The sequence below is a fragment of the Novosphingobium sp. FSW06-99 genome (assembly GCF_001519065.1).
Taxonomy (GTDB): Bacteria; Pseudomonadota; Alphaproteobacteria; order Sphingomonadales; family Sphingomonadaceae; genus Novosphingobium.
In genome coordinates, this window is record NZ_KQ954252.1 from 269,903 (window position 1) to 282,170 (window position 12,268).

Annotated in this window: 8 protein-coding genes; 2 read left to right on the forward strand and 6 right to left on the reverse strand. The window is 65.1% G+C overall.

The window, feature by feature from the left end:
* Positions 1 to 56 precede the first annotated feature (56 nt).
* Both AQZ49_RS03855 and AQZ49_RS03860 read left to right on the forward strand, forming a co-directional pair.
* On the forward strand, positions 57 to 905 hold the full coding sequence (locus AQZ49_RS03855) for a TauD/TfdA dioxygenase family protein (RefSeq protein WP_067613115.1): 849 nt from the start codon (positions 57 to 59) through the stop codon (positions 903 to 905).
* A 26-nt stretch (positions 906 to 931) separates the two neighbouring features.
* The gene (locus AQZ49_RS03860; RefSeq protein ID WP_067613119.1) at positions 932 to 1,564 is read left to right on the forward strand and encodes a TIGR02466 family protein; all 633 of its coding nucleotides are present in this window, start codon (positions 932 to 934) and stop codon (positions 1,562 to 1,564) included.
* On the opposite strand, the gene AQZ49_RS03865 is transcribed toward AQZ49_RS03860, so the two are convergent.
* The 6 genes from AQZ49_RS03865 to AQZ49_RS03890 form a co-directional block, all read right to left on the reverse strand.
* Positions 1,557 to 2,783 (reverse strand): MFS transporter, encoded by a 1,227-nt coding sequence (locus AQZ49_RS03865; protein WP_067613121.1) that lies wholly within the window; start codon positions 2,781 to 2,783, stop codon positions 1,557 to 1,559. The two genes, AQZ49_RS03860 and AQZ49_RS03865, sit on opposite strands and share 8 nt — an antisense overlap.
* Before the next feature lie 222 nt (positions 2,784 to 3,005).
* The gene (locus AQZ49_RS03870; RefSeq protein ID WP_082701302.1) at positions 3,006 to 5,300 is read right to left on the reverse strand and encodes a TonB-dependent receptor; all 2,295 of its coding nucleotides are present in this window, start codon (positions 5,298 to 5,300) and stop codon (positions 3,006 to 3,008) included.
* Positions 5,301 to 5,346: 46 nt separating this feature from the next.
* Positions 5,347 to 8,223 carry a beta-phosphoglucomutase gene (gene pgmB / locus AQZ49_RS03875; RefSeq protein ID WP_067613126.1) on the reverse strand — a complete coding sequence of 959 codons (2,877 nt, stop codon included), beginning with the start codon at positions 8,221 to 8,223 and terminating at the stop codon, positions 5,347 to 5,349.
* Positions 8,224 to 8,389: 166 nt separating this feature from the next.
* Positions 8,390 to 9,382: a LacI family DNA-binding transcriptional regulator gene (locus tag AQZ49_RS03880; protein WP_067613128.1), complete on the reverse strand. Its 993-nt coding sequence runs from the start codon at positions 9,380 to 9,382 to the stop codon at positions 8,390 to 8,392.
* Between the two features lie 118 nt (positions 9,383 to 9,500).
* Positions 9,501 to 11,198 (reverse strand): hypothetical protein, encoded by a 1,698-nt coding sequence (locus AQZ49_RS03885; protein WP_067613130.1) that lies wholly within the window; start codon positions 11,196 to 11,198, stop codon positions 9,501 to 9,503.
* Positions 11,198 to 12,268: a protein-glutamate methylesterase/protein-glutamine glutaminase gene (locus AQZ49_RS03890; protein ID WP_067613131.1), complete on the reverse strand. Its 1,071-nt coding sequence runs from the start codon at positions 12,266 to 12,268 to the stop codon at positions 11,198 to 11,200. Before AQZ49_RS03890 ends, AQZ49_RS03885 begins: the two co-directional genes overlap by 1 nt.

The window sequence follows — 12,268 nt, forward strand, 5'->3', positions numbered from 1 at the left end:
TTGCTGCGGCGGCATGCTTGTGCAAGACTGCCGCAAAACAAACAATGGAGAGAGCGATGACCTTGGACATTCGCCCGCATGGGCGTGTCGGTGCGGAAATCCTGGGGGTCGATCTGGCCCGGATCGACAGTGCGGCGCTGGCGCAGATCCGCGCCGCCTTTGCCGAATATGGCGTGGTGTTCTTTCGCGACCAGACCATCGACGAGGATGACCATATCGCCTTTGCGCGCGCGCTGGGCCCGATCAACATCAACCGCTTTTTCGCGGCGCACCCGCGTTATCCTGAAATTGCGCTGGTGCTCAAGGAACCCGATCAGCGCGAAAACATTGGCGGCGGCTGGCATACCGATCATTCCTATGATGCCATTCCCGCGCTGGGGTCGGTGCTGGTGGCGCGCGAATTGCCGCCGCAGGGCGGATCGACCGGGTTCGCATCGATGTATGCCGCCTATGACGCGCTGCCCGATGGCTTGCGCGCGCGAATCGACGGCGCGCGGGCGGTGCATTCGGCACGCCATGTGTTCGGCAGCCGGTCGCGCGTCTATGAGACAGTGCGCGAAGCCGCCGATGATGGTCGCATCGGCAATGCCGGGGCCGCCGATGTGCTGGTCGATGTAACCCACCCGGTGGTGATCACCCACCCGCTTAGCGGCAAGCGCGCGCTCTATGTCAATCCGGCCTTTACCACCGCGATTGTCGGGCTGGAACCCGACGCATCGCAGGCTCTGCTGGCCGACCTGTTTGCCCATGGCCAGGACTCGCGCTTCAACGAAACCTTCCATTGGCAACCCGGTTCGGTCGCATTGTGGGACAACCGCGCCACCTGGCACTATGCGCACAACGATTATCACGGCCATCGCCGCGAAATGCACCGCATCACGATCGAAGGCGAACCCTTGCACTGACCGGCCCGTGCGTTAGGAACGCGGACATGACGCAGAATTTCCGGGTTTCCTTCCAGGCGGACGGCGCGCCTGCGCCGATCCGGCTCAGCCGGCACGAGCTGTTTCCCACGGTGATCTGGCAGGCGCGGCTGACGCAGCACGATGGCCACCTGGCCGCGTGGTGCGACGCGGTCGAGGCGATGCGCGCGGCCAGCCCGGAACCGGCCGGGCGCACCAACCGCGCAGGCTGGAACAGCCAGGACAATGCCGTGCTCGATCATGGCCTGTTCGCGATGCTGGGCGATGATGTGCGGCGTGTGGCGGGCGGGCTGATCCGCGAAATGGGTGGCGACGATCGCCCGTTCGCGCTGCAATCGTGGATCAACATGCACGATCGCGGCGGGTTCAATTTTCTCCACATGCACGACAATGTGCTGTTGAGTGGGTGTTTCTATCTGCGCGTGCCGCCCGGATCGGGCGCGCTGGTGTTTCGCGATCCGCGCCCCGGCGTGCTGCATTCACCGTTCAAGGGCAATGGGCCCAATGCGTCGAAAGATGTGCGGCTGGCCCCGTCGGCGGGCCTGCTGGTGTGTTTTCCACATTGGCTGGAGCACTATGTCGAACCGCACGAGAACGACCAAACCCGCATCGCCATCGCGTTCAACGCGCTGGTTATGTAGGGGTCGCGGCCAGTTGCCGGCGCCGCAGCAACCGCACGCCCAGCGCCAGCACCGCGATCGGCACGACCATGCATCCGAACGCGGTCGCGCCGTCCAGCCCGGCGAACAGCATCGCCGTCAGGCGCGATCCGGTGGTGCCGCCCAGTGCCGAAAAGATCACCACCAGCCCCATCAGTTCGGGGTGGCGCGCGCGCGGGCTCGATGACAGCAGCACCGAGACCAGCGTCGGATAGATCGGCGCCATGAACAGCCCGATGCCCAGAAACAGCCACGCTGCCAGCGGCGCGTGCAGCCAGTCGGTGATCGGCACGGTACCGGCATGGCGGCTGAGCGGCACGATCAGCGCAATCGCCAGCGCCACCGCGACCAGCCCGACATTGACCACGGCGTACCAGCCAAAGCGCCGGATCAGCACGCCGCCGCCCAGCCGCCCGAGCGCGATCGATCCGGCAAAGAAGCTGCCCGCCAGCACGCTCATCGATTGGGGCAGACGCAGCACTTCGTTGTTGAACGTGGGCAACCACGTGCCGATGCCCTGTTCGACAAAGACATAGGAAAACGCGCAGAGAATGAACACCAGCACCAGCGGCAATCGCGCCAGTGCCAGCATCGCCAGGATCGAGGGCGCCTGGGTTGCGGGGGCTTCACGCGTGCCGTTGGCTGTCAGCAACAGTGCCAGACACACCGCGCACAGGCCCGCCAGGATCCAGTAGACATCCAGCCATTCGCGCCCGGTATCGACCAGCCCCGCACCGACAAAGCGGCTGAACAGCACGGTCACCGACAGGACGCCGACCATGAAGCCGCCCTCGATCATCGAGGTCAGGCTGGCATGCGCGCGGGGGCTGTCGGTCACTTGCCCGATCAGCGTGTAGATCCCCACCTTGATGAACGCGAACGCCGTGCCGATCAGCACGAAGTGGACGCAGATCGCCCAATAGGCGCTGGCCAGCGGCATCAGCACACAGGCCGCCACCGACAGCGCCAGCGCACCCGCCATCGCGCGGCGAATGCCGATCCGCGTCAGATAGCTGGCGGTCAGGAACGAGACGGCGGCGATGGAAACATCCTTGCACCCGTCAAACCAGCCCGCCCCGGCCTTGGTCACGCCCAGGCTGGCGATCGAGCGCAGGATCACCGTGCCCACCGTGTTGAGCAGCATGCCATAGGCAAGGTAGGTCAGCACCATGGCAAGGATAAGCCGGGAACGCTGGGACATGGGCAACAGTCCTGCAAGAAAACAAGGCAGGAAAGCCTCTACCCGTGTGGAGCGAAGTTGGGGAGGGGCCTGCGGCACCCGATCCGTCGTGTGACCAATCGGCCTGGTATACCCCCACCCAACCTTCCCCCCCATGGGAAGGCTCAATCAAGCCTTTGCGAAAAAAAGGGGGCGACGGGCGCAAGGTCCGCCGCCCCCAAGGGTGGAACGTGTCAAATAGGCTTAGAACTTGTAGCCGACGGTGAACTTGAACGACCGGCCAAAGATCGGACGGTTGTCAGGCAGTGCCGCGCCGGGGGTGTTCAGGAAGCGCGGGTTGCCTTCGGTCAGGCCGTGCGAGTTGGTCAGGTTGTCGGCAGCGACCTGGAACGACAGGCCGGCCCGTTCGACCAGCACGCCCGCACCGAGCGTCTGATAGGCGGGCAGCGACTGGATATTTTCCAGGTCGCCATAGCGATTGCCGATGGCTTCGAACGTGCCGTAGACCGTGGCGCGGGTCTGGCCAAAGCTGGCCTTGTAGGCAGGCGTGAGGCGCAACTGGTACTTGGGGATGCGTTCGGCCTGATTGTGGTCATAGCTGTCGCCAGGTGCCCAGGTCTTGGGGTTTTCGACCACGGCATCGGTCTGCACCGACAAGCCGAAATCGCTGGTCCAGCTACCGGACAGTTCCGCACCCCAGGTCTTTGACCCGGCAACCACCGGCGCCACGCCGACGTCGTTGTACACCGCGCCCTTCACTTTGTCATAGAACCCGCTCAACGCCACATCGAGGCCGTGGCCGCGATATTTGACGCCGGTTTCGAACGACAGCACCGACCAGGTGTTGTCGAGCGCAGGCCCGGTGTTGCCGATCTGCGAACGCAGATCGTCAAAGCTGGGCATGTGATAGCCTTCGCTGGCGCGGGCATAGAGGTTGAGGTTGGACAGCAGCTTGTAGTCCAGCCCGACCGACCACGGCGTGGCATAGTTCGTCTTGCGGATGAACTGCCCGGCGCTGCCGGTGTTTTCCAGATCGAAGTTGGTCTTGAGGATTTCGTGGCGCACGCCCGCATCCAACCGCAACAGATCGGTGATCTGCCAGCTGTCGGACAAGTAGAACGCGTTTTCGTCGGAAGTGCCGAAATCTGCGATGCAATAGCAACCTGCAGTCGCGTTCGAGTTGTTCAAGTTGACGACGTCACCCGAACCACCGACCTGCATCCAGTAGTCGTTACCCAGGCTCCACACGTCGTTCGACGTGAAGTGCGAGAAGAAGTACCCGGCGGTGATCTTGTGCCCGGCAATCTTGTAGGTCAGCGCCAATTCGTTGCTGATCGAGTTGAGCGCCTTTTCGACCACCCACGCACCGAACTGCTGCACATAGTCGTTGCCGGCCAGTGCTTGTGCGGTGTGAACGCCAGACACCACCGTCTGCCCAGGCGTGCCGTCGCCGTCGGCCAGGGCCGTTGCCACGGTGATCGCGCCTGCACCCGCCGGAACCAGCCCGGTCGTCTGCAAGGTGCCGTTGGTAAAGCCGAAGTGATCGGCCAGATCGAGGTTGTCGTTCAGGCTGAACGACAGGTTGCCGCCGCCGACAACGCCCTTCCAGCCGCGACCAGAACCGATATCGAACTGTTCGGTCGACCCGCTGCTGCCCGAACCCGGCGTGGCGATCGTCAGATAGCGGGTGTAGTTGTTGAGCTGGTTGTACGTGCCCAGATTGATGCCCGGCACGTTGGTGGCAAACGGCAGGAACCATTCACCGTGATCATCGGTGTAACGCGCGAACACGTTGATCTTGCCGCTGTCGAACTTGTGCGACAGGTTGAGCGTGATCTGGCCACCCTTTTCGGTGTCGAACCCGGCCGAACGGATGGTGTCGCCAGCCTGGTAATAGCCGCCGACCATGTAATAGGTGTCATCGGCCAGCTTGCCCGACATATAACCATCGATGCGCCGCGCGCCATAGTCGGTGGCCGAAACCTTGATGTCGCCCTGGGTTTCTTCGTGCCCTTCGCGCAGGATCAGGTTGGTGGTCAGACCCGGCTGGCCATCGGCGAACAATGCCGCAGGGCCACCGTTGACCGCTTCGACATTCTGGATGGTTTCGTCGATGCGCACCAGTGCGGTCTGGTCAAAGAACGACGGGCCGCTGCTGCCGTAGACCGGCACGCCGTCGAATTCCATCGTCACGAACGGCGCGTCGCCGGTGGTCGGGATACCGCGCACAAACACGTTCGACGTGCCGACACCGCCCGAGCTTTCGACCCACACGCCGGGAACCGACTTGAGCAGGTCGCCCGTGCTCTTGGGGTTTTCGATGGCGATCTGGTCGGGCGAGATCGTGGTGATCGAGTAGCCGGCTTCCAGCTTCTTGATGCCGCTGCCTGCTGCGCGACCAGTCACGATGATATCGGGTGCCGATGCGTCGGTGGCGGCGGCGGGGGCCGGGGCCTGCGCGGGGGCGGTCTGTGCATGGACCGCGATCGGGGCCGTTACGGCGGCGATCGTGGACAGCAGCATGTGCCGGTATGTCATGGTTGATCCTCTCTTTGTCATCTTACGTCCTCCCTCGAAAATGGCGCTACGCCTGATGCGTCGCTGCCAAAGCTGTGCGATGTGTGGTGATGATTGCATCGAGCGACAGTTCGCCGATGCGCGGTACGGTCAGCGCGGGTCCGTCGAGCGTACCTGCCGGGCCGATGCCGATGGCAACCATGCCGGCGGCGCGGATCGCATCGACCCCGGCCTGCGCATCCTCGATGCCAACGCAGGCCGAAGGATCGACGCCCATGGCATGGGCACAGGCCAGAAAGATGTCGGGCGCTGGCTTTGGTGCTGCAACCGCACCGGCATCGGCGATGAAATCGAACTGGTCGGCAATCCCCAGTCGCGCGATCACGTCGGGCGCATTGCGGCTGGCCGAGGCGAGCGCGATTTTCAGTCCGGCGCTACGCGCGGCGGCAAACAGATTGGCCACCCCGGCAAACAGGTTGGCCGGGGTATAGGCATCCAGCCGGTCGCGATACATCGCGTTCTTTTCGGCCAGGCACGCGGTGAACACGTCATCCGCCAGCGTCACGCCCGAATTTTCGCAGATCAGCCGCAACGAATTGGCGCGGTCGACGCCCTTCAGCCGCTCGTTGAACGCGCGGTCGAATGCCAGCCCATGGCGGCGGGCGAGTTCGGCCCAGGCCTCGTAATGGTCTTCTGCGGTGTCGGTCAGCACCCCGTCGAGGTCGAAGATCAGCGCCTTGACGGTGGGCGCGGGGGCAAACACCGGCGCATCGCCGACATGCAGCGCGCGGCCATGGTCGAACAGCGCAACCGGTGCGCCATCGACCAGTGTATACGTCGTGCCTTGCGCAGTGACATCGAGCGCGATCGTGCTGCCGCGCCAGTTCAGCCGCAGGCCATAACGAGCCATGTCGGGCGTGGTCTGCGGGCGCAGATGCAGCGCCCCTTCGCGCAGCGTCAGCCCGGCATAGCCGAACGCGAGCACGTTCCAGCTTCCCGCCAGGGCGGCCATGTGCAGCCCGTGGTCGGTGTTGTGGTGGCGGTTTTCCAGATCGACAAAGGCCGCTTCGTCAAAGAAGTGGTGCGCCGCCTCGGCCAGCCCGAGCCGCGCGGCGACAACCGCGAAGGCGGGCGCCGACAGCGTCGAATCGTGCGACGTGATCGGCTCGTAAAACGCATAGTTCGCCGCCTGGCGCGTGATCGGCATATCGACCAGACCCATCGCCAGTGCCTGGATCACATCGCCCTGTTTGCACACCTGATGGCGGAACAGCGTCATCGGGTGATGGTCGAGCAGCAGCGGCCGGCCCGGCACGCGCAGCGCGAACGGGAATGCGGGGCGCGCCAGAAAGCTGTCATCCTGCGCGCTGACGCCGTCGGGGCCATCGGTGGGCAGCCACATCGCGGCGGCGGCCCGGGCCCACAGGCGCGGTTCGTCGTCGTCGAGCCCGATCCGCTGCGCCAGTGCGGCAAACCGCGCCGGATCGTCGGCCTGCAACCGCGCGGCGGTATCGGCGGCAAATGCCAGATGCTGGCGCGCAGCGGCGTTGGTGTAGAAATCGTTGTCGATCAGCGCGGTGTATTCATCGGGCCCGGTCACGCCATAGATGCAGAAGGCGCCGCCGCGCGCCGGGTCAAAGCGGCCGATGCGCGGCCAGATGCGCGCGGTTTCAAACAGCATTTCCGCCGCATCGGCCAGCAGCGCGGTATCGCCAGTGGCTTCGACGCACAGCTTTACCGCATGGGCAATATCGGCGTTGATATGCACTTGTGCCGCGCCGGTGGGATAGTGCGACGAACATTCGCGTCCGCCGATCGTGCGCCAGGCATAGAGCGCGCCGCTGGCATGGCCGAGCAGCCGCGCATTGGCGCGCGCCACATCGAGCGTGCCGATGCGATATTCGATCAAGGTGCGCGCGCGGTCTGGCGCGGTGAACGCCAGCACGGGCAGCAGGAACGCCTCGGCGTCCCAGAACGTGTGTCCTTCATAGCCGTCACCGGTCAGGCCCTTGGCCGCGGTGCCAAAGGCTGGGTCGCGTGATGCCGATTGCAGCACCTGAAACTGGTTGAACGCCAGTGCACGCGCCAGCGCCGGATTGCCGTCGATGGCGCAGGCCGCACCGGCCCAGAAATGGCGCAGCGTGGTCGCCTGTTCCCCCGCCAGCGTGTCGAAACCGGGGAGGGGATCGGTCTGCAACGCGCTGGCAGGAGTGGCGGCGACCACGCGGTCGAATGTCAGCGTTTCACCCGGGGCAAGCCGGGCAACAATCCCGCCGCCGTGGCGATGTTCGGCAGGTGCGGTGATCGTCTGGCGATAGACCAGCGACAATTCGCCGCTGGTGAACCGGGTGCTCTGCGCATCAATCGCATCGCTGTGCCAGCGGCGCACCAGCCGGGCCGAAATACGCGGGTCGTCGGCATCGCCGGTGGCGCTGTCGTGGCCCAGCCCGAACACCGGTTCGAGCGCGACCTGCCCGGTAAAATCGATCGCCGTGAACACGATCCGGCTGGCGATCAGCGGGCCGCCATCCAGCGGCACCAGCCGCAGGGCGTGGATTTCGAACGTGCGACCATCGGCCAGTTGCCAGCGCGTGGTGCGATCGAGCACCCCGCTGGCAAGATCGAGCGCGCGGGTGAAATGATCGATCCGCGCGGTGGCAAGATCGACCGGCAGGCCATCAATGGCGATGCGCAAGGCCACCGGGCTGGGGCACAGCACGCGCGTTTCGGTCGCGCTGGCATAACCTGGAAAGGCCTCGTGATAAGTGATCGGCCGGGTCACATAGGCCGAGGGCAGGATCAGGTCGGGGGCCAGGGCCAGTTCATCGACCGAGCCCTTGATGCCGACCAGACCGTTGGCGAGTGCGAACAGCGAGGCATAGCTGTCGGCCAGCGGATCCTGCGAGGCAGGTTGTTCGATAGGCTGGGCGCACGTCGGCGACATGGCGGTTGGCACTTCGCATCCTCTTTCGGTTCGTGCCCTGAAACGGGCATCGACTCCCTGAAAGCGTTGGATACGGAAAGAATGGTATCGTTGTCAAGTTATCGATAACATTATTGCAAGTGCGAAAAAACCACTTTGTAAAGCGCCTTTTTAAGCTAAAAAAAGTCTATGATTCCCGTGCTTTGATCTCAACGGGCATGGACTCTGACAAGGGCTTTGCGCCTTTGGTCAGGGCAAGAATTTTTTGCGCCAACAGCTTGCCGCCACGGTCCCAGTCTTGACGGATCGAACTGACCGACGGGGTGAACAGCGCGGCGCCGGGGGCATCGTCAAAGCCGATTACGGCGACATCGTCGGGCACTGTGTGCCCCGCATCGCGCAGGCAGGTGATCACCCCCATGGCGATCGCATCGCTGGACGCAAACACGCCGTCGAACACCGCACCGCCCGCCAGCAGCGTGCGCGCGGCATCATAACCGCCTTCGCGGGTAAACCGGCTCGATGCCTGGCCGACCAGCGTGGCCCCGGCCTCGTCGATGCGCGCGGCAAAGCCGCGCAGGCGGTCGGCGATTTCGAGGTGCTTGTCATCGCCGATGAACGCCAGCGCGCGTCGGCCCTGGCCCAGCAGATGGTCGGCGGCGATCCGCCCCCCCGCAACATTGTCCGATCCGATCGTGATATGGTCTTCATTGCCGTCGACCGAGCCCCAGATGACATAGGGCAGCCCGGTACGCTGGACCATGTCGACCGCATCCTCGTGCACGCCCTGGCCCAGCAGGATCAGCCCGTCGACCGCAGGGGGCGAGGCGACGAACAGCGGCAGCGTGGTCAGCACCATGTTGTAGGCGTGGCTGGTCAATTCCTGCATGATCCCGCCCAGCAGCGACAGCGGATAGGGTTCGCTCATCGAACGGTCGTGCGACGGGGTCATCTCGATCACCACGCCGATCGTGCGCGTGCTGCGCTGGCGCAAGTTGCGCGCCGCGATGTTGAGCCGGAAACCATGCTGTTCGGCCAGGTGCAGCACGCGTTCGCGGGTGCTGGTCTTGACCAGCGGATGGCCCGACAGCGCGCGCGAGACGGTCATTTTCGACACCCCGGCGGCCTTTGCCAGATCGTCCATCGTGACTCGCGGGGACTCTGGCTTGTCGCGGCTCATCTGCGGTGTGGTTCCGGTCAAATCGTGGTGCACCGGTTCCTAACCGCATCGTCCCCGAATTCCAATCGCTTCTGTCACCAGTACGGTGCTGGCCCAGGGGCGTTCGGCAAACGTTCGCCTAAAACAGACCGTCCTCGTCCTGATCGACCGCAGGGGAGGGTGGCGCGCTGTCGACCGCGACATCGTTCACCAATCGCGCCAGTGCATAGCGCGCATGGACCAGACGTTCAGCGGCCATCGTATAGCGGGCCTCGATCCGGGGCAGCGCGCGACGCAGCCATGCCTCATCAGCCTCATCGAGCGAGGGCCGCGCGCGGGCAAATGCTGCGGTTGCGGGTTGCAGAGTCTGCACCAGCCGATCATCGCCGCCGACGACGGCGCTGGCATCGTCGAGCTGGGTCATCAGGCGGCGCACGGTGGATTCGCCATCGGTCAGCGCGGCATCGCTTTGGCGACACGCACTGCCGATCACATCTTGCGCCTGATCGAGCATAGCGCCGACATCGGCCTGTTCCGCACCACCGCGCAGAACCTGGTTGAGCCCCGAAAGGCGGTCGATCGCGGTGGCGATCCTGGCTGCGGTCTCCTTCAACTGGGTGGCCTGTGCGGCGACTTCGACCGCGATCACCGCTACCGCGACGCCGGTCTGGCCCTGGCGCAGGCACAACAGCCGGGTGTTGATCGCGATCGCTTTCACATCGCGCACGATCTGGTCGATACTGTCGAGCCGCCGGGTCAGATCGTCGGCGGCGTCGGCGATGCAGCCGGTCATCGCATCGGCGCGCGTGGCGGTTTCGGCCAGGCGTCCGGTCATTTGCCCGATCGCGGCGATCCCGGTTTCCAGTTCGTGCAGCGAGCTGGCCCCATCGTCCGCCACGCGCTGGCTGACCAGCCCGGCCAGATCGCCGCTGGCCGCCGCCAGCAGCCCCAGCGATCGAGTCAACGCTGTGGTCTGGCGCGCATGGTCGGCGCCCGCGCTTTCGATCAGATCGCCGATCAGTCCGGCCAGATGGTCGCATGCGCCCGGCGGCATCGGTGCCTCGCGCGCTTCGGCGGCGATGATATCGATCGCTTCGGCGGCATGTTCGATGCGTTGTCTGGTGCTGTCGGCCACCTGGATCGCGGCGAGCACCCCGCCCACGCTGTCCTGCACCCGCATCGCCAGTGTTTCGATCTGTCCGGCAAGCGCCGCGCCCCCGGCAAGATGGCGTTCGAGCCGCGCGCTGCAATCGGTGATGTGCTGGTGGACCTGGTGCGACATGCCCGATTGGGCCGACAGCACCGTGGTATAGGCGCTGCGGACCGGGGCGATGCTTTGCAGCACCCCGGCCAGGCGCTCGGCAAAAATGCCGATTTCGGCCTCTCCGGTGGTCAATCGGCCGGCCATGTCATCGACAAAGATGCGAAAATCGCCGCCGGCGCCGGCAATCTTGATGTTCATCCCGTAGATGCCGATCACCTGCAACTGGCGTCGGATATCGGCGATATGGCTTTCAACTTCGCGTACCAGCCGAGCGACATCGACCAGATCGCCGTCGCGCTTGCCGATCTGATCGGGCAATTGCGCGATTTGCGAGGCGGCTTCGCGCAATTGCCCCAGCGCCGCGCCCGCCCGATCGGCGTCGAGCGCCTGGCTCATGCCCGCCAGGCCGTCGAGCAAAGTGCGGATGGTGTCGATCGCTTCGGACAGCAGATTGCCGCCACGCACAAACCGCTCGTCAAGCCCGGCGGCCAGTTCGGCAAGCTGCGGGCGCAGCACGTCGCCCGGCCAGGTGCCATCGGGGGCGGTGTCGAGAACGGCTGCGCGTGTTGCCATTACCGGGTCGCCGCCTGCAGCAGCGCCCGCGCGATCCCGTCCAGCGCGACCACTTTTTCAGCCGCGCCACAGGCAATCGCTTCCTTGGGCATGCCGAACACCACCGAACTTGCTTCATCCTGCGCCAGCGTGCGTGCCCCGGCGCTGCGCATTTCGAGCAGACCTTTGGCCCCGTCGTCACCCATCCCGGTCATGATCACCCCGACGGCGTTGGCGCCCGCACTGCGTGCCGCAGACCGGAACAGCACATCGACCGAGGGCCGGTGGCGCGACACCAGCGGACCTTCCTTGACCGACACGACATAGCGCGCGCCCTGCCGTTCAAGCATCGTGTGGCGCAAGCCGCCCGGTGCGATCAGGACATGGCCACGCATCACCGTATCGCCGTCTTCGGCCTCTTTCACGCTGACTTCGCACAGGCCGTCGAGCCGCTGGGCAAAGGCGCGAGTAAAGCTTTCGGGCATGTGCTGGACCACGACGATGCCGGGGGAATTGGCGGGCAGCGCGGTCAGGACCGTGCGCAAGGCCTCGGTCCCGCCGGTCGAGGCGCCGATGCACACGACCATTTCGGTCGTCCGCGCCATCGCCCGCGTGTTCGGCGGTGGCAGCATCGCATCGGCGGTCAGTTTGGGCGCGGGGGACACGCGTTGCGCAGCGCTGCGCGCCGAAACGCGCGCCCGCGCCGCCGATTTGACCGTGTCGCGGATATGCTGGTGCTGTTCGGCCAGATGATCGGCCACGCCCATGCGCGGTTTCAGGATGACATCGACAGCGCCTGCCTCCAGCGCCTGAAACAGCGTTTCGCTGCCATTTTCGACCAGCGAAGACACCATCACCACCGGCAGGGGGCACTGGCTCATCAATTTGCGCAAAAAGGTGATGCCATCCATGCGCGGCATTTCGACATCGAGCGTGATCACATCGGGCACGCGCCGCGCGATATGGCCGGCCGCGGCAAATGGGTCCGAGGCGACTTCCACTTCGAATACCGGATCGGCCGACAGGATGGTGACCAGCGCCTGGCGCACACTGGCACTGTCATCGACCACCAGAACCTTGATTTTGGCCAT